Genomic DNA, 24,561 nt, shown 5'->3' with positions numbered 1-24,561 from the left:
TCTATCTTTCTATGATTTTTTACTACTTCATTTTCAAGCCAATAACACACCTGCTTCCCAGTGTTATAATAATCCACCACTTTAGTAAGTACAATCTTTTTCTATACTTTAACATAAATATCCAGTTTACTTTATAAGATGTTGTTCATACAGATAGGTAAGGGTTTGAAGTTATCGCTCCCTTTTCCCCCTGTTTGCACCGTATGTGCAACTTTCATTGCGTACGGCGCGCCAACTAATCCAATTCATTCTTTTCTATGTATTTAATGAAGCCTTTTGTGGTTCCAATCTTAGATTGCTTGAAGTTTGCATTGACTACGAAGTTCGTTAATCATTTCTTTTTGTTTATAGTTCAGGTGTAATGCTTGAAGTGTAGCTTGAATTTTGAGCTTATCTTTTAAATGGACCAGTCGGTGAATAGGTTCGTATAACACGACCAGATTCGAAAACCGGTCATCTCTTGTGAGATGATAAGGCACTTTATGATGGCAATGCCAATCCGAAAGACCAAGTTCCACCCCTGTTACCGCACATCTACCATATTGAGCAATAAACTTACTAATGCGATTATCGTTGTATTCAATCGTTCGATTTGGAATAAAGTTTGTCATGACATGATGAAGTACGTTTTTCTGAATCGCTTTTAAGTTTTGGTGTATCTTTGTTCTGCCAACGGCAGTATAGTTACAGATATCTTGCGAAAAACACAAATTCGTTTTATGCCGTTGGGCATGGATGGGGACAAATACCATGTCCTGTATCTTATAGAATTGTGGTTCATATCCTTTATAGCGTTTCTGTAGCGTACTGGTCATATCCTTAAACTCGGCTTCTTTTCTAAGGTCTTTTAACCGATTATATAATGTCTTGCGAAGATGGAAGTTCAACTCGTTCAGATTATTTGTGATTTGGGTAGCGGCAGCGTAATAATTTTGTATCCCCATTACCACGGTATTGAAATGCCAGACCGTTTTAGCACAAGGATTCTTGTGAATGGACTTTATGCAGTTCTTTATTTTGGTTTTAGCATTCAGTTTTGCTTTTTTCGACATATCGGAATGAGCTAGGTGAGGTTAGCAGTGGATGAGTAAGACTAACAAATATGAAAATCCATGATATGTTACAGGCATATAAACGCTAACAGGCTTACAGGAAGCACCTAAGTTCATTCCAAAATAGATATAATCCAACGTTGTAAACTGATAACGTGGAGGGCTTACTTCTTAAGAAGCGTTGAAAGGGAAAATAATAGTGAAAATAGCTATTATATAACTTATCTTTATATCAGTGAAAGTGGTGGCACAGTACTGATGAAATGTTTAATCCGCATGGAGGGATAGCCACTAGACTAATGAAGATCATTCAACCATGTAAGGCAGTTCTTTATCGATTAATAAGGTTCTCGTAAGACTAAAAGAGGTTCAACTCCCAAGGGAGTCACCGACTTGTTGAAACGGAAGAAACTGAGACACACGGAATATTATAATATGCAACACTGTTTAGACAATCTTTACTCTCAAAGTGTCGATGGTCACAATTTCTATGATTTAATGAACGTAATTCGTTCGAGTGAAAATATACGTCTTGCCTATCGAAACATCAAGAGAAACACCGGAAGTAAAAACGCAGGTTCAAATAAAATGACGATTGAAGATATCAAACATTTATCGGTGGAAGAAGTCATTGATAAAGTTCAAAGCATACTTCAATCGTATAGCCCAGAAAAAGTCAGGCGGGTTTTCATTCCTAAAGCGAATGGAAAAACTAGACCTTTAGGAATTCCAACGATATGGGATAGAATTCTTCAACAGTGTATGTTACAAGTTTTAGAGCCCATTTGTGAAGCGAAATTCTATAAACACAGTTATGGTTTTAGACCAAATAGAAGCACTCATCACGCCAAAGCGAGGTTGGAAGCACTCATTAATTTGAGTGGACTCTATCACTGTATAGATGTAGATATTAAAGGTTTCTTTGATAATGTGAACCACAGTAAACTACTCAAACAAATATGGTCGCTAGGCATAAAGGATAAGAAAGTAATCTCTATCATATCAAAACTCTTGAAAGCCGAAATCGAGGGAGAGGGAATCCCGACAAAAGGAACACCACAAGGCGGTATCCTATCTCCACTCTTATCCAATATTGTACTCAATGAATTAGACTGGTGGGTAAGTAATCAGTGGGAATCATTTAAAAGCCATTATCCATACAAATATACAGGAAGTAAAACACAAGCATTGAAGAAATCAAACCTAAAAGAATGTTATATCGTCCGCTATGCAGATGATTTCAAGGTCTTATGTCGTACACGTTCTCAAGCTGTTCGAATGAATTACGCCATAAAGGATTTTCTCTATACAAGACTACATCTTGAGACAAGTGAAGAAAAGTCTAGGGTTATAAACTTAAAGAAAAATTCGTCAGAATTCCTTGGATTTACATTCCGAGTTGTAAAGAAAGGTAAAACAAGAAAGGGCCTTAGTGATATACACATTTCTGTGTATTGCCAGTCTAGACCCGTATATTCAGAAGTTCGTCAGCTAAACTACACTGTTACGGTAAATTCTTACGCCTTTTCACCGAGCTTTTAACACTATCATTCTTACTAAGTCAAGTGCTAATCGACTAAGAGAGAACCCTTCCGAGCGTTACCTCTTCATTTGATTCTTCGATATAATCCTTCAATTCCACAAGGAATTGCCTAGCCTTTACTAAAGTGATGTGACCATCCTCCATTTAAGCTAGGAACATTTCGCACAACAAAATGGCCCGTTTGAGTAGGATCTTTATAGTAGCCGTTTAGCTCGACTATCACATTTTCGGCTCCTACTAACACTTTTGATTCGGAACCTTACACTTTTCATTCTAAATATTATGCTTATGCATTTACAAGGCCTAAGCCAAGAAAGAGCAAGTTACTAAACTGAGGGAGACAACCATTTAAAAGTCCTTTCTCCATTTCTCACTTTAATACTAATGTTTTACAATAACCCTTCTATGTTCTCATCCAAATTTATATGTTACAAATATATAAAGATCTGATTTGTTCAAAATCATCCAACCATTTCAAATAATATATATACGTATTCGCAAGAGAACTATAAGTTCAATTCTTTTTCCTTTTTATCCGTACTTCTTTGTATATAATCCCTTTTTAGTAAATTCCCACTTCTCACTCCGTTTAATGGCATACCAAATAGATTTATTAATAGCATTTTCTATATATGAATAAAAACGCTCTTATGATACGAAGATCGTTTAAATAGATCTACTAATTCTTTATTTAAGTATTGTTTCCCATTCGGAACTGTTTTTTCAAACTCTATTATGAAATTTAATGTCTCTGCATTTAAAGAATATTTCTCATCCATTTAACTCCTCCTTACTTTTCGGTTTTTCTCTTAATTAACCAATTCTCTCAGTAATCTTTTAACGCTTATCTTTACAATACTTACACTTAGGACTTCTACTGCTATTAGGGGTTGCTTGATCACAACAAATTGATGAACAACTAAAATATCAGATAACTCTACCTAATGTAGTTTATAAGGACTCCTGATAGAAATCCTACATCTCCATTTCCTGCTTCAGTAGCTTCTTGTTCGTTTTCTCTTCCCATTTATTCATCTCATAATCTATTAGCTCGTTGTCAGATAATTCCCTATCGTAAGCAACAATTCCATGTTTCCCTTTATCATCATCAAATTCCACAATACCATTGGGTTGGCACCCAAGTGAAACAGGACGATAAAGCATTTCATACCAATATAATTCATTTCCAGATTGCTTTCCATAAAGCCAATCATTTATATCTTTATCCTCCTCCTTAAGAAGAAAGTTTTGATATTCATTATCCAATTCGTCCTGGCATTTGATTGATAGATTACCTTCTTTTCGGATATGGTGACGAGGATTAACATACATGTTATCACCGATATCTAATCTATCCATACTAACTACCGACAATCCGCTATTTCCGATTATCTGCTCCGGAAAGACTACATGATACCTAGTTTTACAATATCCTAATTCATCTTGATATTTCTCTTCTAAACCCTCCATTTTTGCATTACCTTCTCCAAAAGATAGCAAATCATTGGCATGCAGTTCCGAAGCTTCCGACCATTGTATTAATAAATGTGGTTTTTCTATTTCATTTTTATCCAAAGCGGTAAAGTTTTCTTTAAATACTTCATTAAATGTTATTAAATAGTCTTTATCACTCATTGAATCGGATTCTAAAGCATCGATTTTCACTAGACTATCTTTTAAACTAAATGAATTAGCTCTATGTTTAAAAAAGTTAATTGCATCTACCTTATTGTCTACAGCAATTTTTTTCAATTCTTTTATGGAAACTTGATGTTTGTTAATGTCTGATAGAGCACCATATTCGAACAATACAATGTTTTTAACATTACCAAGTTTCTGTTCCCTCTCATTCATTTTATCACGTTCCCTTACAAGCTCTGGTTCAATTATATCAATAAATTCCATTGCCGCTTCTCTTACATCATGCAGCAGCTTTGATTTTTCTTTCAACTCTTTATCTTGCGTCCAATTTGCTAAATAGCCCAATGAATGGTCACTGGTATCTATATCAAAATAGGATGCAACCGCGTAGGCAGTCATTTCAGCTTGAAATTCCTTTTCCACCGATGATAAATGATGATTCATATGTTTCGGATTATGCAACTTTGCATGTGCTAGTTCATGCAATAATGTTTTTATATTTTGCAATTCTCCGTTTCGTGGATTTAGTCCTATATGCTCTTTATTCCTATTTAATCCATGATAAAAAGCCCCTTTTGCAGATCCCAGTTCCTCTAAAGGTTCTCCAATGGTAACTCCAATATCATGACCAATTTGGTGCATACTTGCAATCATCGTTGAATAATTCGCTACATCCCCTTCTAGCCATTTATTCGGAAATATATCAGGCAAATCACTTGCTTTTGCACTCGTTTGACTCACATCAAACACGTTTCCTACAGAGAAATAAAGTTTACTTATCTGTTTTTCAAGTTCTCCCTTCTCAATCTTTTCGTGTTCTTTTTCGGTTGCGTATTTAACGCTTTTCCATTTACCATCCTTCGTTTTAAATTTTGGTGCTGTTTTGTTAGGTACAAGGATTTTAATTGCCTTTTCTCCTTTTAGTACCGGGAATCCTTTTTCCTTCCAGAAATTATAATTTCCAACTGCTTGTGCACCACGGAATTGATTTTGAATTAAGGCAGAATTTCGTGGTGAATAGTTATAAAACTTTAATAAAAATCCCATCATTTCATCCATTTGTTCGGGAGTTTCAAAATAATGATTAATGGATTCGTCCATTTTATCTGTTAATTGCTTCACCTGTTCACGTTTTTGTTCCCATGTTTTCTTTGCCATCTTTATCATCCTTTCTATGGAATTAAAAAAAGGACTCCCGTTAAGGAGCCCTATATTTCGTTTAATTTATATGTTATTTTACTTCCTCCCCGTATAAAATAACGGTCTTAGTTTGAAGATCAACTGGGATGAGTGCATATTCAGAAGTACGATAAATCGTTTGAATAACATCTAACGTCATCTCATCCACTTCAACTTCCACCTCTTTATCTTTCACAACAAACAGAACACTCAAATCCTTAAATTCCTTAACTAAGCCAACCTCTACCATTTTATATTCTCCATTTACGTATAAATCCATCTTTATCATCCTTTCAGTGTTCCAATCATCAAAAAGGTAACAACCCCATACTGATCAACAACTTGTACTTGATTAACAGAAATTTTGTCATAAATGTTTACACCAAACACCGACTCCTTTCTATTCATATCCATCCATCATACGGTCAAATTCATCAATATTTCTTTCCTTTTCATGTTCCTGAAATGTTTTTCGTAAAACACCAGTTAATTGAACCATCGAGTAATTCAAGTTAGAAAAGGATCTTTTAGGAGGAAAGGAATTTTTCTGAAATCCACTTCCACCAGGTGTTTTCCGCTGCTTGAATTTCATTTGAAGTTGAATCGTCAACTCTTTTTCTTCCTTATCATACACACGCATTTCGGAAAGAATAGCATTACCCATTCGTTTCTTTAAATCATCTAGTTTTGTTTGTTTATACGAATCATAATCACTATTTTCTCCGTACATTTCTTTCATAACTTGGACTTCTTGATTAAGTTGACTTTGCAGTTCTTCCATCTCATCTTTATGAAATTTGTTTAAATAGACATCTGTTAATTCATTAATATAAGGTCTTGCTTCATTAATAGATTGATACCCATATTTCCACTGTCTTCGGTCACTAGGAAGATTCTCCATGCCCTTCAAAAATAACTTTCGTGTTTTTCGGTAGGAAGATAACTCGACAATGTTATCCTTTTTTTCTCGCACTGTTCCTCGAATCAATCCATCAATTTTATTTCGTTCCTGACTTCTATCCAGAATCATATTGGCAACCTTCGATTTCATTTTATCCAATGTTTTTGGCTTTCGTTTTGCTCGATATTGTTCCTGCCATTCATCCTTGCCCTTATCATAAACGGTTATTTTATCACGTGTGGGATATGTTTCTGTCGAAGCAATGTGAACGTGAATATTGTTTGTATTGTAATGCAATGATGCAGTCCAGACTGCCGACTTTTCCATGCCCTCTGATCTCAGAACATCATTCATTGTACCCCTGATAATATCTCGTATTTTGCTTTCATTTACTTGATGTGTTTCCGGAAAATATAGATCTTGTCTTGCTAACCAATCGTTATCAAAACTAATCACATCTTGCCACATTGGAGAGCCATTTTGCTGTGCTACCTTAAACTTCTTTTTTATATCTTGCTTCTGTTTTGCGTCTACACCATCCGCATACCGAGTGAATAATTCACCTTGCTTCTCGTCATCATCCATATAGTCCATGAAGTCATAATAAACACGAAAATCATCCATTTCCCTGGATGATTGGTTCACTTCAATATGTTGTTTTACTTTCGCAGCGTCTCTGTCAATATAATTAATATAGTCATTAAAGGTATTAGATTGTGGCATAACAAATTTACTTCGTAACACAACCGCAGGGCTCATTTTTTATTCCTACCCTTCTTTATTTTCTTTGTATTTCTTTCGTTGCTCCCAATCTAATTTCTTTTTCCGTTGCTTTTGTATACGTTTTTGTATTAATTGTTCTGCTTGTTCCATTCCCTTTGTTTTGTGCTCTTCCGTTGTAATGAAGTGTTTAAAATTATTCACCAAATAGTAATGATTCATAAATTCAAGAATAATTTTTATATCCCGATCAATAACATTGCCCATTACCTGTAGACGACTTACTTGTTCCTGCATGGTTTCTAATTTTTCATCAAGTAGGTCAGATAATGTTTGCTTTAAAATTGCATGTTCCTCTGCTCGCTCAACAAAATACCCGTCAACTGTAAGCGTAATTGCATCTGCTTGAGAGACATTTTTTTCTTCTGTAATTATTTGTATTCTATCCTTTGTTTCTTGGGCTAATAAGAAATAGGAACCTTTCTTTTTCATTGGAATTACCTCCGCAAATATACTTTTTTCATTCATCGTTTTATAATCTTTTAATCAAAAGCACGCTTTAAAAAATCATCAACTTCTTCTAGATCAACATCCAATAAAACAACTAGCAACAAGAACATTTTTTTGGTTTGTTCCTCCAAACCACTCAATCGTTTATAGGTTATTTCTAGGGCATCAGCTACCCTCCCCAATGTTCCATCCAGTTCTTTTTCCTTTCGCTTAATCCCATCAAACATTGCTAAATCCTCTATATGGTGTTTTAACAACTCGTTTCGTGACATTTTATTTTTTTTTGCTACATCAGTTAAAACTTTCATTGCTCCAGGATCTAAGTTACGTATTTTAATGTCCAACTTGAATACATCCTTTCATTTATTCAAATGCTTTATCTCATAAACAATCATCATTCAATTTTTCATCAATCCAAAGACATATCATAGCCTTGGATATATAAGAAATTCCCTATACGAAAGTACAAGGAATGTTGAAGAAGAACAGGATAAGGGGAAAGTGCCATCACATACCGTGATGGACTAGGCAGAGCCTAGTTTTCCAGTGACATGCATTTTTCAAGTCATTTATATAGGTTTCATATATGCTAATATATAGGTCTTATATAGGTTTTGTTTACTTAAATTCTGCTTTTCAACTACTTTCCTCATCCTTTTCGAATGAGGATTCACCTGACTTTTTCTGCCTCCTTTCATCCTTTTTGTCGCTTTCCTTTTTACCATCTTCCGATATATTTGATTCTTTTTTCGCTTCTGATTGTGTCATTGCATCTAGTTTTTCTTCACGATTTTTATATTTTTTTCGAAGCTCTTTAATCTGCAATTGCCGATTATTCATTTCTGCTTTTGCTTCGTTGATTGAATTTTGTTTTTGGTCAATTTGTTTCTTTGTTTCCTGTTTTTCTTCTTCCGTTTCATATTCCATTTCTTCTTTCAGTGCTTTAATTTCTCTTTTTAATGTTGCCATTAATTCTTCCTGTAATGGAATATTTTCTTCGATGTTTAGTGTGATTTTTTGTTTAATACGTTTCATTTCAGCAACAATGGCTTCTCGTCTATAGGCATCATCTGTTTTCGTTTTCAGTGATTTATTCACATCAATTCTTCGGTAATCACCAACAATAATTTTTTCAGCAGGTGCTGGCAAGTCCGATTCTTTTATTTCATCACCGGCAGCAGTTGCAAGATCACTTTCGTTTATCATTTGTTTTTTAAATTCCTGTTCTAATATCTTTTTATTACGAATTTCCGTTACAAATAGGCCAATGATTCGGTAACTTTCCGGTACCTCTTGAATTTGAATAACCATTGTATTATCCGATTTGTAAACTAAATTTGCTGGATAATTTTCATTAGAATTCTTTCCCTCAGCTTGAAAAGAAAAGGTAGGCTTTACAGCATCTGTACCTATATGAACGCTTTCTAATGTCACTTCCATTAATTTATTTTCCGGGTTATATTCCCAACTTCGGAGAATGAATGTTGTTTGGTCTAACCCTGCAATCGATTCATTAAATGGTGTTTGCATGATTGGTTCATCATCATACATCCATAATTTAGACGTAAAAAATACACCCAACAATAGTCCGGCTACAACCATCACAACGATGTATATTTTATTTTCTGTCCCCCGATTTAATTTCATTTTCAAGCAACATACACCCCTTTCTTTTTCATCCTAATTCGTTGTTAAAAACGGTTTGACATATGGCAGCGGGTCAACTTTTTTACTTTGTACCTGTATCTCAAAGTGTAAATGGGCCCCTGTTGAAGAACCCGTTGATCCCACCTGGCCAATCACATCACCTGCTTTTACCTTGGTACCGATCGGTACACCTTTTTTAATCATATGAGCGTACCTAGTACGCAACCCATTCCCATGGTCAATCTCCACATACCATCCATAACCTATTCCCATATGTGCAAGACTTGAAGGAAAAGTTGTTCCATAGGAACCACTTATTGTAACAACCCCATCTGCAAAGGCAGTAATTGGCGTACCCTTTATACCACTAGAAGCAATATCAATACCTTTATGGAAAGAAGTACAATTTCCACATCCACCACGATAACCGAACCCTGATGTAATCATTTTGGTATGCGGTGAAACCCATGATTTATTTCCGATCAGTTCCATGTCTGGTTGATCAACTGGTTTACAATTCATGGTCAGTCCACCAAACTTTCCAACTATTTCTTTGGTAGTGGGAACCCAATGAATGTTTAAATTATTTGGGTCATTTTCGGCACCAATCGGTGCATATACACTACCTAGTTTTTCAATTGTAACCAATCCATCTACAATAATTCGATTGTGTAATGTGAGTGCCATAGACTCTAAACCTTCATTCAATGTATCAAAAACATACAACCCACTTCCATTTGGATTCATTAATCCACCTGGGTTATTTTTATTGCGTATTACATCTGATTTGCCCCAAGCAGTCTCATGCATAGCAATTGAAGCAAATAGTACGGGGTCAATGTCACGTTCTTTAGATAAGGCTATTATTTCATCCCCATACCCTTTCAACGCACCCGAACGTTGTTTATTTTTGAAAATGTTATTCCACTTTTCTTTATTTATTTCTCCTGTTAGAGAACAAACATAACTACCTCCATCAAGCGAATCTTGTTTCGAATGTTGATGGTCCACACTCCCACTTATTGCGCCAATTATTGCAAGCAGCAACGTCAATAAAATTAGTCCAATAAACCCAATTGTTATTGTGTTTACTCCAATTAAACCTCCAACCCAAAGCATCATTTTTTTCTTGATTAATGCTTTGACAATCCCCAAAGCTTTTTTCATTATTAGGATTTGCCTTCCATATTTTTAGTTGGGATAATGATGTTTGCTACCAACCAGTTACTATCCTTTTTGGTTAATGTAATGTAATGCAATTGCATTGGTTTATTGGTTACTTTTACATTTGACGTTACATACCATGTTGCGAAAGCTCCAAATACCATCTCTTGATCAGATGTGGATTCGGAAGCAAATAATTCGATCTTCTCAATATTTCGTTTCACATGTGAAGATGTTTTTTCTATGTCCGGTTTCACTTTTTTTAAATAACTAGATGTGACAACATCCTTCCACCTCTCCCAATTTGTTAGTTGCATCAAATATAAAGCAATCCCTGTCTTGGCTTGCTCTTTTGCTTTATGCACTGCTGTTTTACCAAACTGTTGAATATATTCATCTTCTAAACTAGTTTCTGTTCGTGAGGTATCTTTTTCCGTTTGTTCTTTTTTTGGCTTGGATTCGGTGTCTTTTTTCTCTTTGGATGAACCGAGTTCTTCATCCAATACCGTATTTATTTTTTCTTCGTCTAGTCCTGTTGGTTTTTCTTCCGTTTGTTCGGTTTCTTTGAATAGTTCCCCTGGGCTTTTCTTGTCTTCGTCATCTGCCATCCATTTCATGAAATAAACGACAACAACACACAGAGCTATAAGCAATAAAAAGATGTATTTATAAAGTAATCTTTTTTCCATTTTACAACCCTCCTTGAAAGAGTGCTAATTCTTCTTCGGACGCTTCAATGGATAACATTAAATTCCCAACACCACTAATACTTAATAGGCAATCTCCTTGTTGCAGTTGAGGAACTTGTTCTAATTCGCTATCGGTCATTTGCCCCTCAAAAATAGTCCGTAACGCATCTAGTGTGTTCGAATCCTGTTGCATAATAAATTTGTATTGGGTTAATTCAAACAATGTCCGAATTTTGGTTACGGTTTCCGTGTCGGAATGATCAGGTACAAAATCTCGAATGGATTGACTTGCTAGTATCATTCCACCAAAATATTTACGTGCTTCACGTGCAAAATCCGTTAAGAACGAAACAGCTAACATATTTTCCGCATTTACCATTCGGTGTGCTTCATCAATAATGACTAAAAAGCGAGTTGCTTCGTCTACATCAAAAGATTCATCCTCATACATATATTTCATTTGAGAAGCTCCAATTTGAATTAAATTATCCCATATTAGATTTAATGCATTAAACATTTGTGCATTAAATACACTTTTTTCTAATCCAGTAAGATTACGGATGGAAAAGAAAATGACCTGTTCATTCGTAATATCAGGAATCGTGGTATGCCCATTAAATAGATAAGCAAAGCTGTTTACTAAGTTATCAATCACTAATTCAATTTTTTCTAAGCGTCCAATGCGTGACCTGGTTAATTCCGGGCGTATATCTCGTTTAGTTGCGTGTTGATAAAGTTGGTCACGAATGAATAATAAAAAATCACTAAAGATTGGATACGCTTCATTTTCTAGTGTTGTAATACCCGTCGTCTGTATCTTTTCTGTAAAACCAAGCGACTCATAAAACTCACGTAACACCTTCTTAAATTCTTCCATCTCTTCCGGCGAAGGATTCCCTGCCAGAAATCTATAGAAGGTTGCCACTTTCGATAAATGCTGCATAAAACTTAATTCTTCATCTTTCTTTCGATTGTTATTATCTTCTGTACGGAATATTTGTAATGGATTAATCACACCATCACTTCCATCTAAACTAATGGTTTGCCCACTCAGTGCTTTTACGAGTGTTGAAAATTCACCCGTTACATCAAAACCACGAATGAAATTACCACGTGCCTCATTATCCATCATCAACTTTTTCAAGGTTGTTGATTTACCAGCACCCATGGTTCCAACAACTACTGCATTATAGAACCGTCGAAGTTTATCTTTATGAAACAAATCAAATAACACGTTTCCACCTGTAAACGATGTACCTAAATAACTTCCGTTCCGGTCATTTAATTCGGAAAAGTGATACGGCAATCCAGAGGCAAATGTAATGGCAGGCATCCCCCTGCCCTCTCGTTTATTTTGAAGGGAAAGTAATTGTTCATAAGGCAAAAATAAAGACTGCCATTCCCAATACGATTCATTAAGAAAAACCTGACCTTTAAACCCATATGAATTAAGATTCGAAATCGTTGTCTCGATTTTCTTTTCTAATTCCCATATAGTTGGAGTAGCAACAAACAATCGTATATGAATGAGTTTAATGACTTCCCCCATTTCACTAATTTGGGTATATAATTCTTCCATTTCTTTATAGCCACGTTGGGCATCCATTCGTTCAGACTCTTGTTTTGCACTTCGAAACCGCAAATCTTGTTCAACCATGCTTTTATTAATGGAACTAATGGTTTCATCTTTATCCATTGTCGCAACATCCGTTACGACCGTTACATCATACATAGACATGAGTTTATCCAGCCATAACATATTCACAGTTGAAGGATATTCCCAAACATGAATACATGCTTCGTATCCATCTCCTTTTTTTATATATTTATCTTTGAACGCTATTCCCCCTTGCGGTTGAATAGCAGTAAGGAAATCTTTATCTAATTGCGGACGTTTTGTTTTTTTCTCCGATTCTAGTTCAACTGTTGTCTGTTTTTTTAATAACCTCATGTGTATCACCCTTTCTTATAGTTTCGTATTTTGATTGTTTAACAGAAATAATACATTTTGTTTTTTTATTTTAGGTAGTTTCTTGACAGGGAATGCTTGTTGCATCCCTCGGATGATATGTGTTTTTCGATCAAGTAATTGTTCCTTATCTTTTGCATAAATAAAGAGAAAGAACTCCCTGTTGGATCGTTCCCTCTCTAAAAAATCAAACTCATAAATTTTTTGATCGATATATTGAAGTCGGATTGGATTGTTGGTTTCCCCCTTTTTTTTCAGCCAGTATGCCCGTTGTGTTTCTGTACTCGCGGGGAAGTTGATAACAATTTCTTTATATGCACCATAATAGCTTCGTAGAAATCGAGCCCGAGTCAACAACAAATACTCTAAGTCTGTTTGATTAAGCGCATGAATGTTTTTCGTATGAATTTGCAGTATATCCATCACCCCCTCCTTCAGTTGAATATAATCATCATGAATTTGTAAGAACGGAAGAATGTCTGGTGTTTGACGTAATAACTTTTCCTGTTTTTTTGGTTTTTTCTTCGTCTTTTTCGTGAATAGTTTCTTAACCTTAGACTCTTTTTGTTTCTTTTGGGTAGCAGGTTCTACCTTCTTAAACGGTGTTACATTATCCTTTGATTGTTCTTCTGTATTAATTTTTTCTGCATGGCTCATTTGAAATGAAATCCCCCTCTCGATGACGTTTCCTTTTTGTGCAAGGCTTTATTTTGTTGCTTTTGCACATCCACAGCATGATACACATTTCTTTTGTGTCTAAACAATAAAATTAATGACTCATAGTTTTTCTTTTTCGGGTTATGACCAGAAGGCAAGAACAGGAAAATCATGACTACTATCACAACAGCAAAGTAAGGTACCATAAACACGCTATGCACCAACTCAAGGAGCATAGTTAAAACGAGAAAAGAACTAATCAATAACATGACTAGTTCTCTCATTTCTAATCCGATTATTTTCGGTTTGGTTTTAATCTCTTTCGGAATCTCGTACTTCATGGTTCCTCAATCCTTTCTCTGAAGACTTTTCACCATTTTTATTAATGCTTCTTTGTCTAACCTTTTGTGCTTTTTGCCCTATATCATATCCCGTATTATGTGCTCGTGATAAGAAATGACTAGCACGTTGTACAGTCCGATTTCCTCCAATCAACGTGTGCTTCGGTGTTGATTGGATGTGTCCAACCTTTAGCGGCATCCGTGGTTGTTGTTCTCTACTATCTTGTGTCGGGAAGGTTCCATCACGTTCTTTACCATACGTTGTATTCCCTGATGGTGAAGGAGAAGGACTACCAACATGTGCTCCACCATTACTATTGGTTCTTGGAGCCTCAATGGAATTTGGAACAATAATTTCTCCATTAGTCGTTTGATGACCAGATGGAACCCCTTGATCCCGTTTAACTTGCGTGGGTATTGAGGCTTTTCGGTTTGGAGGGTTACTCGTTGGTTGACCCTTTCCTACTGTTGAGAGACTTTCTGACTGCTTTCCATTCATATATTTACTAGCATCTGTAGAAAATTGACGTTCCTCAGGATTGGTTGCTTCATTAGCTTTACCAGATGAAGGCATTGGCTTCACATGCGAGTTATTTTTCATACTACCACCTTGCCCGCGTAACCCTTTTGACAAACCTACGCCAGTAGCTATTGAACCGCCTGCTACTTTACCACCTGATTTTGCTACTCCACCAGTAAACTTCCCTACAGTTGAAGCGCCTGCGCTTGCCATTTTAGCAGTAGCATAACCACCCATCATGGCTTGCCAACCGGAACGCAATCCTGCATCGATACCAAGCGATCGCTGTACAATATCAGGGGCATCAATTAACGCCCAAGCCCCAGCAATTAATAAGAGGATAGTACCAATAATCCCAATATGACGTTCAAGATCATTCGCCCATTGGGCATAGATGATAAAAATACGCAACAACACCATCATGACAAAGATGACTGCAAAAGTACTTGCAATTTCCGTCAATGCTTTCTTTAATCGTTGACCACCAGTAAGGTCAGTCGCAGCGGTAAACATGACAAAAAGTTGATGAAATGCCAAGTCAAACATAGCACGACCAATTTTAATCGTAGTTATCACCAATGCAAAAGCAGTTACCGCTAAAGTGGCTATCACAATTCCCCAATTCACATGATACCTATAATAACTTTGTTGTCCAAGTTTTGTAGCTGGTACCGTGTTTTCATTTAGTTTCTCAATTCTTGTACCACCATTTCCTGTTGAAACAAGCCGGTTTGTTAAAAATCTATAACCAATCATGTTATTGTTTTTTAGTTCATTAACCCATTCTTCTGATGTCCAACTAAACCAACCCTCTGCTTCATACACGTCTAATTTTTCATTCACTTCAATAGTATCAGGGTTCTCTAACTGATTCCCAAAGGTATAGTCCGTTGTCCCAACATCTTTGGTCCTTGGGTGTGGAGGTTGAGGAAGTGTGTTCTCATCTCCTGAAACTTCGTCTTTTTGTAACCCACTTGCGTAGTTAAAATCGCTCTCTACATAATACATCACATCCGCTATATTTCTTTTTAACACATTTTTTGAAAGGCTACCGGGCTTATCTAATTCATTCAACCCTGTCTCCAACAAGTCATCCATCATACCCATTAAGTTTGGAATGACAACAATAATACTGACAGCGACTAATATATTCATTAACACTTCATTTCGTTTTTCAATTTTATTTAACATAAATTGAAATCCTAGCACCATAATTGATACAACAAACAATCCAATAACAAAAGGTTGCAACACATCGATGAAATGTTCCATAGCTGGACTTTCATAAAGCCCGTTCATCGTGACAACCGTGGTTGCGACATCTTCAATCCAATCATTTAACCATATTAATATTTGAATGATTCCCCACCCAATATTTCGTAGGAGGTCATCATAAAGCCATCCGCTGCTTAAATCCAATATGGAGCCTAAATCTTCATATAAGTTTTTTAAGGATTCTTCATTCATATATTCCCCTCCTTTTTGTCATAAAAAAAGAACTCACCATTATGGTAGAGTCCTGTTTAATTCTTCGATTTTCTTAATACGTTAAGTCAACTTCTTTTTCTTTAACATAGTCAAGATTAAATTGAATTACTTTTTCGATTTCACCAGACAATTTATCATCTAAAAAGTTTCCTTTTTCATCTGCTTTACTCTGAATTGTTGAATTTAAGAAATTAACTTCTCCTTTATATTCTAACGGAGAAACTATTTGACTATCATTTGCTAAAACCAATCCACCTTGTTCAAAAGGTGAATGAGTAGGAAGACTTCCCCTATTATCATAGGTTTTTTCTAGACTGGATATTGTCGTTTCATCAGCATCTTTAATATTCAAATAGAAGGTTGTCATATCATGTTGTTTTAATGCTTTATCATAGGCTTCAAGAAGTTTCGATTTCTTAACGTCCTTTTGATCTGCATTAAACATCAACAGATAAAATGCTTCATTATTATTCTTCTTCGTAACCATTTCATCTAAGGTTATTTCATTTAACCCAACTTTAGGCTTTTCAGGAGTTTCTACTTCGCTTTTCTTTGCTTCGCCATCATTACATGCACTTAAAACCAACATAGATGAAAATAGTAATAAACTGATTACAAATATTTTTCGCATACTTTGGCATCAACTCCGTTCAAGTTTAGTACCAGTATAGCAATTCCATTTGTCTATGGAAATAGTCACCTTTTCCTAGTTGCCCTTTTGGGGATTTCATCAATTACTTCACTTAATAAAAATAATTCATCTTCCGTGAAGGTAAACCCTTTTCCAATCCTTGTTTTTTCTGGATTCCACCAACGTACATCATACTTAGGATCATCCCCATTCCAACTAATGATATTGAATTCTTTTTTCCACCCTGCTTGACTTTCATTCAAAATGGCTAGTTCTTCTATTATCTTCCAATCTACTCGATATTCTGTCATTCTTTTCTCCCCCCTGTTTTATGGCATTGCTTTTTTACGCAATATTTCTTCATGAGTTTCTTCCTCTTTTATTTCGGTTGATGATTCCTGCTCACTTTCTTCTTGTTCTCTAACCCTTTTTTCTTTTTGTTCAATAGCCTCTGAAACTTTGAAACGCCATTCATCCATCACACTTTTCTCTGGTAAGTAAAAACGAACGCTCTCTAATACTTTAAGGTGCATGACTTTGATATCAGGATGATGAACAATATAACTCATGAAGTGCAGGAATGACCAATCTTCCATAGCTGTTTCATACGCAAAGGAGTCAGGCTCTGTATTTTCGGCTAGCTTAATAATGCGCTTTAATTTTAAAAAAGCATCTCTCCCCATTACATCTACCATTCGTAAGTACAGGTCATCTTCTGATTTTGCGGAAAATATCATGTTGTTCAGTTGAAGATTATGATAACTCTCAGACATTAACGGTAAACTTAATATAGAATTACGATTATCGAAGTCTTCCGCTAGATATTGATATCGAAACTGATGGCTTGTAACACCATGATTAAAAATTGGTTTTGGTACTATCTTTCTTCGTTTATTATCCTGACGTTTGTTCACTCGTACCACTATAGATTGCCCTTCCCGCAAGCGCATCAGTTCATCTGGTGTCAATAACGGACGCTCTTTCGTAGATTCATTATGGGATTTACCAAATGAATGAAATTGACCACTTCGGCCAACATCCGTAATCGTTTTAACACCAACTAAAGAGGAGTATTGCTCGGCTGTTTGTTTATCCTCCGTGAGAATATAGATTTGATTGGAACAGTTCCCGATAATAGTTTCGGATTCTTCACCATATGCTGATTTAATCTGCGAATATGATTGCACGATTAAATGAAAACGAAATCCACGTCCAGCCCCTACTGTTACCATTCCTGCCATCCCTTCTACAGTTGGCATGTTCCCGAACTCGTCAAGTAAAAAGTGCACATGTCTTTTCATTTTCCCATTGACACTCATCGTTGCTTTTTCTGCATTGACCCGGTATAACTGACTCACAAAAATACTTGCTAATACATGATTCGATTCATCATAATCCGGTGTGACCATGAACACTGCCACTGGTCTGTCACCAAAGCCAACATCCGTTAAAATCAAACTGTTATATCCCGTGAGTTTGGCGTTCGGCTCTAGTGTAAATATTTGCAACTTATCCATTGCTACCGTAAAAATACTACCCCTTGTATTACCTGTTGAAAAATTACTAGTTGCATACATAGAACGTGCAGGATTGTTTTCATCTCGTGCCTGGAAAAAGTCATCTAATGCATTATTTCCTTCATTATCATTATCGCTACCTTTTGTCGAAAGGAACTTGGCAACCGAGTACATATTAACTTTATCTTCTTTACCTATTTTGACTGCATCCTCTACTACTGCCAGAATGATAGCTGTTACCAGTGACTTTGCACTGTTTGACCAGAATGGATCTTTAACATTTGGGTCATTGTACAAACTAAAGGCAACACTGTTTGCATATTGTTGTGCTAAACTTGTGTCACCTTTTTTCCATGCATCGATAACTAGCTGTAATGGATTGAATCCCATTCCCATATGATGTTGGATTAAATTAAAGACATGCACCTCATACCCTCGTTCAATAAGCGTTTCATAAGAAGCTCCTGCGAGCTCACCTTTCGGGTCATTTATTATGAGCGAAGGTTTGTCTTTTGCCCTGCTTTGTACATCAATCATTGGGAATACAAAGGTTTCCCCTTTACCAGAGCGAGTAAGTCCAATAACCATCGTATGAACTGCACCTTCATCAATCAGAAGCCGGTACGATTTTGCTTTTTCTTGTAGAGCAGCGACAATGGTCCCTCCTTTTCCTTCATATATATCCTTTGACGCAGGTATGATTTTATATTGCTTCTTTAATTGTTTAACTGCCTCAAATTCACTGGTTCCATGTTGCCCTTGGTTAAGGCTTTGATAATTTGTTTTCAAGTTATACAAAAACCTTAATACACTAATACCAACCAACACATAAAAACCAACATAAAACTCTATCCAATCTTTTTGAAAGTTGAAGAAATAATGCCAATCTATCTTGAAAGTTTCAATGAAAATTTTATCAGGATTTTTGGAAAACCCCTCAATCAAGTGAAGTACTTGTTGCAAAAAATGCAAAAGAAAATTGGCCACAAAAAAAGAAATGAACCCTGCAACAATAACGAACAGCGTTAATATCTTGGGTTCTGTCAATTTCTCCAATATAGGTTTATCGTTCATAACCGTCCATCACCTTTTCTTTTTCTAGTTTGACCTGATCCGTTTTCTCATAATAGGTTTTCTCAAATTCAGAACGTTTTTTTTGCAAATTCTCATTGGCATCTTTACATGCGGGAGAATAATCAAAAACATCCCAACTTGCACCTATACCTCTATTTTCAATGACGTCTAACATGGTACGGGTTGCTTTCAATCCTGCGTTATCATCATCAAGAGCTAAAAGAATGTGTTTGTTAGTCAATTCCTCTTTATGTTCTTGTAGATACTCTGTTAGTTTTCTTGTCTTTGAAGCCCCCGTTAAAGCAAGAATACCTACCGTTTCATCAACCTCACGAAAGGATAATGCATCTAAAATGGATTCACTAATAACCACCGTTTCTGCTTGTTTGGGAATATCCGTAAAAAAATCCCTCGTTTCTTTAGAGGGATTCATGATTACCTGTATTTCTTTCGGTTCAATAGTAGGGTCAAGACTGGAACGCAACAACACGCGATCTAAAGAATCATTTTTACCATACAATGGAAATATCAAGTTCCTATTACACATCCATTCATTATCCGTATAATCCTTACCTAGTAGTGATTCTGTTTTATGGAACAGGTGTTGAACAATGGCAGGGTTTTGCAGATCTACGATAAACCTCCGTGTTACTTCTTTAGATAGTCCACGATGACCTTCATCAAGTGTCGGACTTTTTAAGCTCTTTTTCCCTAATTCAAATATCCGTGTTGCCCATGTTAATGCCTCTTTTTGCTCCGTTGATAGATTCTCATATGACCTTACATGTTTCCTGTCTGGGAGTGATTCATTTTCTTTTTCTTGATATTGCAGCATCATCCGTGATCCACAATGATTTTCACGGTTACACTGAATATACCTGACATTATTTTTATATATAAACGCTTCTTGTTGATGACATTCTGGACAGCTACAGATATAGTAATGTCCCTTATCTTCTGCATTCAATTCACTTAACGCATTTTCAATGCTTTGGAAAACAAGTTTTTTATACGAGCTTTGCTTTTCCATGCGTATCACCCTTTTTTTCATCCGTGATGCTGTAATCACGCAATGCTGCAAGTATGACATGTGATTCAATTAACTCGTCTGAGTCTAAAACAATCCCATCAAACAACTTGTCATCAAACTTATAATAAAATGCATGCATTACTTTTTCATGTACGTCATATGCTGCTGAAAAACCAGCAGTCTTAGCAATTTCATCAAATAAGTATCGTTCATACTCTTGATAACATTGATTTCTAACCACGATAGCTTTAATTCGTTCTTTCCTCATGGAGCGATAATCAGATAAAACATAGTTTATGAATCTCCCAAAGTTTTCTACTTTGCCTAACCATGTTTTTGTTTGGACTTTTAGATAGTTTTCTTCCGTTTCCCCACTTTCAGGATGCGGTCCTTTTTTCAGTTTATTGTTCTGATTTTTGTCCTGCAACTTCAATAAACCATCTTGAATTCTATAAGCTATTGTTACGTAACCAGTTTGCACAGAATGAATAATATTCTCTATTTCTGCATAAAACCCAGTTGTAACTTGTGGATGTACATCATCGAATAACTGCTTCAACTGCTCTTCCTCTAACAACAAAGGAAATGGTTTATTAGTCGATGCTCCCAATACCTGGTCAAAACGTTTTGCAAAGGCTTTAAATTCCTTATTCGTAAACTTTTGTTCTTGAGAAATTGTCCTCATCCTCCCTCCAAAAATAAAAGACTCCCATTAGGGAGCCCCAAAAAAGTTAAAAAGAAATAATTAGTGTTTCCTTTACGCTTCCCTTAATAAAGCAAAGCCTATATTAACAACATTTTCTACTTCAAATTCCTCACTGATCTCACCCTCAAGTCCTCGAAACATACCAATATGGCTTAATGGTTCCTTAGGGCAATTTCAAGGCTACTAACTCCACCATGATGGAAAATAACTCACAAAATATCCTATCGTTTTGTAACCAATCCTATTCCCTCCTTTAAAATCCGACTACTCTACCTCCTAACCAGCTGACAAGGCTAGCCGATAAAAACACAATCCCAAATCCGATTGCAACATTTACCATCCAACCCGTATACATTTCCTTCTTTTGTGGGTCTTTTGCGAATGTCCAAAGCAGTCCAATAACGACTAATACTAGCCCTGCTAAGACAGGTGCAACCGGCTTTATTCCATCTGTAATGTTCGTTATCGTTTGAATAGCATCTTGCATCTATTTTCACTCTCCCTTGTTTGCAACTTCTGCAATTTGGTTTTTGTTGGATAGATTAAAATCCAAAATAATTTCTTGATGTCTTCCATGAAGCCATTCATAATAGGAATCTCCATCAGATTCAATTATCCCTTTTGCCAAGGATTCAAATTCTTTATAGCCTTGAGGCTTTATAGGTTTTGTACCTTTTTTCTTTGATGATTTTGTCTTTTTTACATCTACGACACTTCTTTCAGCAACAGAATCACCGGTAGTTTCAGCTTTCTCGACATTAGACAAACAGAACACCTCCCTCCATGAACCAAATAAAATACACTTTTCCAATGAAGAAAAGAGTAAATAGGAAATCTATAAAACTTCCTGATACTAACAATTTAACACCGTTTTTATGGATTTTCGTTCCCTTTTTAGTTCGATTTTTGTTCCCTTTTTAGTTCCACTTTCGGTTTCTAAAGTATCGAGAGAAAAATAAATAAACCATTTTGGAGAAGAACAAAATGGTTTATTTTTCCAGCAGTTTAAGTTTTAAAGTTTGATTATTTCTATTTATGTTACTTCACAAACGCGCCCGTTCGGAAGAAGGGATCAATCCTTAACTATAAATTGCCCCCAGTTGAATAAGTAAAATGAAGTTTTGAAACAACTTGTCAATCGACAGTTATTCTGATGGAAAATAACCTTTTTTAAATAAGCTATACCAATCTTTCAGTTCATCACCTTCTAAAACATCTAATTTTTTTAAAATATCTCTCGAAAATTCTAGTGCTCCACTTCCGTTAGCTGTGATAAGATGGCCATCACTGACAGATTGTTCGTCTTTATATTTTTCATCACCTCGATAATTAGGTGCCTCTTCTTTTACATAAGGCAATGAATTACCTGTATGTTTATGATGATCAAGGAATCCGTGATTTCCTAAAAATGTAGTTGCATCACAAATGGCTGCCACCGGTATGTCTTTTTCAAAACAAAAATCTACAAGCTTCGTTGCCTGTTGATTTTTTTCTTCTCTCCATCCAGTTCCGCCAGGAATAATCAGCATCACAAAATCCAATCCTAAGGAAAATTCTTGTAAACTGTAATCCGGAAGAACAGTCAGCCCACCCATTGAAACTTTAGGATCCTTGTCAATAGCTATTGTCTGAACCTGAAATGCTGTTCCAGGTTTATTTAACTCTGCGGTCACATAACTTGCTTCCCAATCGGCAAAGCCGTCTGTAATAAAAACCAACACTTTTTCCATGTACATGTCCCCTCTCTGGATTTGAAACGTAACTCAAACACATTATAAAGTAACTTCACTAACAAATGCCGTCAATTAGAATTTAAAGGCTTTGAAAATAACCTCTAATCCCTTCCTAAAGGTTCCTGTTGTTCCTTCTCTTACGATAATGTCATTATACAAAAAATGTTAGTAAGCATGGGTGTTTAATTTTAAATTTTCACTCGATTAATGGCTAAATGAAAAATAAGAACTGACCTTTATTCCAGATAGGCGCCCGATTGTTGTATAAGCATAGTTTTATTTACTATCAAAAATACAATGAAAACGCTCCACACCTGAATACTTTTCACCTAAACTGATTATGTTGAATCCGTAACTTTTATAAAAATTCACAGCTTCTTTATCCGTTTCAGCAGAAATAAAAGATAATGAATGTCTATATTTGATGAAACTAATCATTTTACTTCCTATACCTTCGCCCCTGCGGTTTGGAGATACCGCGATATGTTTTATTTCACAACGTTTCGGATCTATAAATTCCATTCCTATGCAACCCAAAATGTCATTTTCAAAGCCATATCCATACAATTTTCTAACTGGTGATTGGATATATAAATCATATTCTCGCTCGATATTCTTTTCAGAAGTTGCAAATGATAAAAGTTTCCTTAAACTAGGTTGGATAGAATTCGATTTAATTTCTTTCATAAAAATCATCCATCCCTTCTTGCATTAAATGGCCCTTTAGCTGAATAAATTATTTCTTTCATAAGCATGAAAATAGTAGTTATAAGGATTTTTGTCATTCATAACCCCTTTTTCAATTGATATTTCTTTCCATTCATTGAAATTAACTTCTGGAAAAATTGTATCTCCTTCGAATTCATGATGAATTTTTGTAATATACATTTTCTCAACGTAAGGCAAGAACATATTATAAATTTGTTCTCCACCGAAAATGAAAATCTCTTCTTCATTTTTACATAACCCAAAGACATCTTCGATTGAATGGGCAACCTCGCACCCATCAAAGTGAAAATCACTATCTCTGGTCAGAATAATATTCCTTCTTTCAGGTAAAGGCCTTCCTATTGATTCAAGATTCTTTCTGCCTAATATGATCGGGTGTCCCTTTGTAGTTTTTTTACATACTCCCAATCTTTCGGGATTCTCCCAGGGAATGTCGTTCTCTTTGCCAATCACTCTATTGTTATCCATTGCAACAATTAAGGAAACTTTCATATATGACACAGTCCTTTTTCACTATTTTATCATGTAACCTTATATTTCTATTGATTTTCCTTGTTCCACATAATGGCACGATAATGAATTTCTGGGAGCTTCTTTATTACGTTAAAGCGCTCGTTTCCTGAATATCTACATTTGTGTGTGATGTTTTTTAGCGGTTAACAATTTTGTAGTTATTCCTGATATAAGCGATAGCAAAGTATATAAAACATCCCAAAACCAAAATGAAGAATTAAATACCGTAAATGTCGCAACGATTGCAGCTATTGCAATAACTACAGGTGTTATATAAATGTTTTTAAAAACAAAATACCCAACAGCACCTAGGATAAGAGAAACTATCGGAAAAACAAAGAAGACAAACAAAATAAATGGAAATATACCCATCTGCTCTTTCCCCTTTCTAAACCTTTTATTAAGTATTATACTCTTGCCTAAAATTCAGTTTAAAACAGAAAAAATCAGCCCCTCAATAACAATTGTTTCAAATGTCAAATACTTTCGCAATAAGTTATTCCACAAAATAGCTCGATTCTGGAGGACGCTATCTTATTCGATTAAAACGCGCGTTCGTATAGTTGAATATAAACAATTTCCCTTTGAAGAATAAATTACCAAACGA

Annotated in this window: 26 protein-coding genes and 1 pseudogene; 1 reads left to right on the top strand and 26 read right to left on the bottom strand. The window is 35.6% G+C overall.

The features are described from left to right. Nucleotides 1–290 precede the first annotated feature (290 nt). On the bottom strand, nt 291–944 hold the full coding sequence (locus AC3G7N_RS18740) for an HNH endonuclease signature motif containing protein (protein WP_489423683.1): 654 nt from the start codon (nt 942–944) through the stop codon (nt 291–293). A gap of 504 nt (nt 945–1,448) precedes the next feature. Here AC3G7N_RS18740 and ltrA point away from each other — a divergent pair. Then, nucleotides 1,449–2,480: pseudogene (ltrA, locus tag AC3G7N_RS18735) on the top strand (group II intron reverse transcriptase/maturase); the annotation flags it as partial. Between the two features lie 741 nt (nt 2,481–3,221). On the opposite strand, the gene AC3G7N_RS18730 reads toward ltrA, so the two are convergent. From AC3G7N_RS18730 to AC3G7N_RS18610, 25 genes are all read right to left on the bottom strand, one after another. Beyond that, on the bottom strand, nt 3,222–3,374 hold the full coding sequence (locus tag AC3G7N_RS18730; RefSeq protein ID WP_489423682.1) for a hypothetical protein: 153 nt from the start codon (nt 3,372–3,374) through the stop codon (nt 3,222–3,224). 196 nt (nt 3,375–3,570) lie between these two features. Next, nucleotides 3,571–5,394 (bottom strand): LPD25 domain-containing protein, encoded by a 1,824-nt coding sequence (locus AC3G7N_RS18725; protein WP_489423681.1) that lies wholly within the window; start codon nt 5,392–5,394, stop codon nt 3,571–3,573. A gap of 73 nt (nt 5,395–5,467) precedes the next feature. After that, the gene (locus tag AC3G7N_RS18720; RefSeq protein WP_489423680.1) at nt 5,468–5,695 is read right to left on the bottom strand and encodes a hypothetical protein; all 228 of its coding nucleotides are present in this window, start codon (nt 5,693–5,695) and stop codon (nt 5,468–5,470) included. Between the two features lie 5 nt (nt 5,696–5,700). After that, nucleotides 5,701–5,823 carry a hypothetical protein gene (locus AC3G7N_RS18715; RefSeq protein WP_489423679.1) on the bottom strand — a complete coding sequence of 41 codons (123 nt, stop codon included), beginning with the start codon at nt 5,821–5,823 and terminating at the stop codon, nt 5,701–5,703. Beyond that, nucleotides 5,816–7,075 (bottom strand): MobP2 family relaxase, encoded by a 1,260-nt coding sequence (gene mobP2 / locus AC3G7N_RS18710; RefSeq protein WP_489423678.1) that lies wholly within the window; start codon nt 7,073–7,075, stop codon nt 5,816–5,818. Before mobP2 ends, AC3G7N_RS18715 begins: the two co-directional genes overlap by 8 nt. A gap of 9 nt (nt 7,076–7,084) precedes the next feature. Next, on the bottom strand, nt 7,085–7,528 hold the full coding sequence (locus tag AC3G7N_RS18705) for a hypothetical protein (RefSeq protein ID WP_489423677.1): 444 nt from the start codon (nt 7,526–7,528) through the stop codon (nt 7,085–7,087). A 50-nt stretch (nt 7,529–7,578) separates the two neighbouring features. Continuing rightward, a complete protein-coding gene (locus AC3G7N_RS18700) occupies nt 7,579–7,890 on the bottom strand; it encodes a hypothetical protein (RefSeq protein ID WP_489423676.1) in 312 nt (103 codons plus the stop codon). A gap of 292 nt (nt 7,891–8,182) precedes the next feature. After that, the gene (locus AC3G7N_RS18695; RefSeq protein WP_489423675.1) at nt 8,183–9,193 is read right to left on the bottom strand and encodes a hypothetical protein; all 1,011 of its coding nucleotides are present in this window, start codon (nt 9,191–9,193) and stop codon (nt 8,183–8,185) included. 33 nt (nt 9,194–9,226) lie between these two features. Next, a complete protein-coding gene (locus AC3G7N_RS18690; RefSeq protein WP_489423674.1) occupies nt 9,227–10,360 on the bottom strand; it encodes a M23 family metallopeptidase in 1,134 nt (377 codons plus the stop codon). A 2-nt stretch (nt 10,361–10,362) separates the two neighbouring features. Further along, nucleotides 10,363–11,046: a hypothetical protein gene (locus AC3G7N_RS18685; RefSeq protein ID WP_489423673.1), complete on the bottom strand. Its 684-nt coding sequence runs from the start codon at nt 11,044–11,046 to the stop codon at nt 10,363–10,365. A gap of 1 nt (nt 11,047) precedes the next feature. Then, complete coding sequence (locus tag AC3G7N_RS18680; protein ID WP_489423672.1) at nt 11,048–12,997, bottom strand: VirB4 family type IV secretion system protein; 1,950 nt, start codon at nt 12,995–12,997, stop codon at nt 11,048–11,050. 15 nt (nt 12,998–13,012) lie between these two features. Next, nucleotides 13,013–13,672, bottom strand: a complete 660-nt coding sequence (locus tag AC3G7N_RS18675; RefSeq protein WP_489423671.1) for a TraC-like domain-containing protein — start codon at nt 13,670–13,672, stop codon at nt 13,013–13,015. After that, nucleotides 13,669–14,013 carry a DUF5592 family protein gene (locus tag AC3G7N_RS18670; protein ID WP_489423670.1) on the bottom strand — a complete coding sequence of 115 codons (345 nt, stop codon included), beginning with the start codon at nt 14,011–14,013 and terminating at the stop codon, nt 13,669–13,671. The genes AC3G7N_RS18675 and AC3G7N_RS18670 overlap by 4 nt, the downstream gene beginning before the upstream one ends. Next, nucleotides 13,985–16,000 carry a pLS20_p028 family conjugation system transmembrane protein gene (locus tag AC3G7N_RS18665; protein WP_489423669.1) on the bottom strand — a complete coding sequence of 672 codons (2,016 nt, stop codon included), beginning with the start codon at nt 15,998–16,000 and terminating at the stop codon, nt 13,985–13,987. Before AC3G7N_RS18665 ends, AC3G7N_RS18670 begins: the two co-directional genes overlap by 29 nt. A gap of 73 nt (nt 16,001–16,073) precedes the next feature. Then, on the bottom strand, nt 16,074–16,652 hold the full coding sequence (locus tag AC3G7N_RS18660) for a hypothetical protein (protein ID WP_489423668.1): 579 nt from the start codon (nt 16,650–16,652) through the stop codon (nt 16,074–16,076). Between the two features lie 65 nt (nt 16,653–16,717). Then, nucleotides 16,718–16,963 (bottom strand): YdbC family protein, encoded by a 246-nt coding sequence (locus tag AC3G7N_RS18655; protein ID WP_489423667.1) that lies wholly within the window; start codon nt 16,961–16,963, stop codon nt 16,718–16,720. Nucleotides 16,964–16,981: 18 nt separating this feature from the next. Further along, nucleotides 16,982–19,243 (bottom strand): VirD4-like conjugal transfer protein, CD1115 family, encoded by a 2,262-nt coding sequence (locus tag AC3G7N_RS18650; RefSeq protein WP_489423666.1) that lies wholly within the window; start codon nt 19,241–19,243, stop codon nt 16,982–16,984. After that, nucleotides 19,233–20,273 carry a toprim domain-containing protein gene (locus AC3G7N_RS18645; RefSeq protein ID WP_489423665.1) on the bottom strand — a complete coding sequence of 347 codons (1,041 nt, stop codon included), beginning with the start codon at nt 20,271–20,273 and terminating at the stop codon, nt 19,233–19,235. Before AC3G7N_RS18645 ends, AC3G7N_RS18650 begins: the two co-directional genes overlap by 11 nt. Beyond that, complete coding sequence (locus AC3G7N_RS18640) at nt 20,251–20,958, bottom strand: hypothetical protein (protein ID WP_489423664.1); 708 nt, start codon at nt 20,956–20,958, stop codon at nt 20,251–20,253. Before AC3G7N_RS18640 ends, AC3G7N_RS18645 begins: the two co-directional genes overlap by 23 nt. A gap of 274 nt (nt 20,959–21,232) precedes the next feature. Next, nucleotides 21,233–21,466, bottom strand: coding sequence for a pilin (locus AC3G7N_RS18635; RefSeq protein ID WP_489423663.1), 234 nt, complete (start codon nt 21,464–21,466; stop codon nt 21,233–21,235). A gap of 6 nt (nt 21,467–21,472) precedes the next feature. Continuing rightward, nucleotides 21,473–21,745: a hypothetical protein gene (locus AC3G7N_RS18630; RefSeq protein ID WP_489423662.1), complete on the bottom strand. Its 273-nt coding sequence runs from the start codon at nt 21,743–21,745 to the stop codon at nt 21,473–21,475. 379 nt (nt 21,746–22,124) lie between these two features. Beyond that, nucleotides 22,125–22,709, bottom strand: coding sequence for a type 1 glutamine amidotransferase family protein (locus AC3G7N_RS18625; protein ID WP_489423661.1), 585 nt, complete (start codon nt 22,707–22,709; stop codon nt 22,125–22,127). Between the two features lie 279 nt (nt 22,710–22,988). Next, on the bottom strand, nt 22,989–23,399 hold the full coding sequence (locus AC3G7N_RS18620) for a GNAT family N-acetyltransferase (RefSeq protein ID WP_489423660.1): 411 nt from the start codon (nt 23,397–23,399) through the stop codon (nt 22,989–22,991). 36 nt (nt 23,400–23,435) lie between these two features. Further along, nucleotides 23,436–23,933, bottom strand: coding sequence for a DfrD/DfrG/DfrK family trimethoprim-resistant dihydrofolate reductase (gene dfr, locus AC3G7N_RS18615; RefSeq protein WP_489423659.1), 498 nt, complete (start codon nt 23,931–23,933; stop codon nt 23,436–23,438). Nucleotides 23,934–24,068: 135 nt separating this feature from the next. Continuing rightward, a complete protein-coding gene (locus tag AC3G7N_RS18610; protein ID WP_489423658.1) occupies nt 24,069–24,326 on the bottom strand; it encodes a DUF2651 family protein in 258 nt (85 codons plus the stop codon). Between the last annotated feature and the right edge of the window lie 235 nt (nt 24,327–24,561).

The sequence above is a fragment of the Virgibacillus carmonensis genome (genome assembly GCF_057836705.1).
This window is presented reverse-complemented; position numbering and strand designations above follow the sequence as displayed.

Bases quoted from the DNA above. Each gene is read 5' to 3' on its own strand.
- AC3G7N_RS18685 (WP_489423673.1), bottom strand. From the start codon at position 11,046: ATGGAAAAAAGATTACTTTATAAATACATCTTTTTATTGCTTATAGCT.
- AC3G7N_RS18625 (WP_489423661.1), bottom strand. From the start codon at position 22,709: ATGGAAAAAGTGTTGGTTTTTATTACAGACGGCTTTGCCGATTGGGAA.
- AC3G7N_RS18645 (WP_489423665.1), bottom strand. From the start codon at position 20,273: ATGGAAAAGCAAAGCTCGTATAAAAAACTTGTTTTCCAAAGCATTGAA.
- AC3G7N_RS18690 (WP_489423674.1), bottom strand. From the start codon at position 10,360: ATGAAAAAAGCTTTGGGGATTGTCAAAGCATTAATCAAGAAAAAAATG.
- AC3G7N_RS18670 (WP_489423670.1), bottom strand. From the start codon at position 14,013: ATGAAGTACGAGATTCCGAAAGAGATTAAAACCAAACCGAAAATAATC.
- AC3G7N_RS18705 (WP_489423677.1), bottom strand. From the start codon at position 7,528: ATGAAAAAGAAAGGTTCCTATTTCTTATTAGCCCAAGAAACAAAGGAT.
- AC3G7N_RS18675 (WP_489423671.1), bottom strand. From the start codon at position 13,672: ATGAGCCATGCAGAAAAAATTAATACAGAAGAACAATCAAAGGATAAT.
- AC3G7N_RS18610 (WP_489423658.1), bottom strand. From the start codon at position 24,326: ATGGGTATATTTCCATTTATTTTGTTTGTCTTCTTTGTTTTTCCGATA.
- AC3G7N_RS18650 (WP_489423666.1), bottom strand. From the start codon at position 19,243: ATGAACGATAAACCTATATTGGAGAAATTGACAGAACCCAAGATATTA.
- AC3G7N_RS18740 (WP_489423683.1), bottom strand. From the start codon at position 944: ATGGGGATACAAAATTATTACGCTGCCGCTACCCAAATCACAAATAAT.
- AC3G7N_RS18720 (WP_489423680.1), bottom strand. From the start codon at position 5,695: ATGGATTTATACGTAAATGGAGAATATAAAATGGTAGAGGTTGGCTTA.
- dfr (WP_489423659.1), bottom strand. From the start codon at position 23,933: ATGAAAGTTTCCTTAATTGTTGCAATGGATAACAATAGAGTGATTGGC.
- AC3G7N_RS18725 (WP_489423681.1), bottom strand. From the start codon at position 5,394: ATGGCAAAGAAAACATGGGAACAAAAACGTGAACAGGTGAAGCAATTA.
- AC3G7N_RS18730 (WP_489423682.1), bottom strand. From the start codon at position 3,374: ATGGATGAGAAATATTCTTTAAATGCAGAGACATTAAATTTCATAATA.
- AC3G7N_RS18620 (WP_489423660.1), bottom strand. From the start codon at position 23,399: ATGAAAGAAATTAAATCGAATTCTATCCAACCTAGTTTAAGGAAACTT.
- AC3G7N_RS18665 (WP_489423669.1), bottom strand. From the start codon at position 16,000: ATGAATGAAGAATCCTTAAAAAACTTATATGAAGATTTAGGCTCCATA.
- AC3G7N_RS18680 (WP_489423672.1), bottom strand. From the start codon at position 12,997: ATGAGGTTATTAAAAAAACAGACAACAGTTGAACTAGAATCGGAGAAA.
- AC3G7N_RS18635 (WP_489423663.1), bottom strand. From the start codon at position 21,466: ATGCAAGATGCTATTCAAACGATAACGAACATTACAGATGGAATAAAG.
- AC3G7N_RS18695 (WP_489423675.1), bottom strand. From the start codon at position 9,193: ATGAAATTAAATCGGGGGACAGAAAATAAAATATACATCGTTGTGATG.
- AC3G7N_RS18715 (WP_489423679.1), bottom strand. From the start codon at position 5,823: ATGAATAGAAAGGAGTCGGTGTTTGGTGTAAACATTTATGACAAAATT.
- mobP2 (WP_489423678.1), bottom strand. From the start codon at position 7,075: ATGAGCCCTGCGGTTGTGTTACGAAGTAAATTTGTTATGCCACAATCT.
- AC3G7N_RS18655 (WP_489423667.1), bottom strand. From the start codon at position 16,963: ATGACAGAATATCGAGTAGATTGGAAGATAATAGAAGAACTAGCCATT.
- AC3G7N_RS18660 (WP_489423668.1), bottom strand. From the start codon at position 16,652: ATGCGAAAAATATTTGTAATCAGTTTATTACTATTTTCATCTATGTTG.
- AC3G7N_RS18640 (WP_489423664.1), bottom strand. From the start codon at position 20,958: ATGAGGACAATTTCTCAAGAACAAAAGTTTACGAATAAGGAATTTAAA.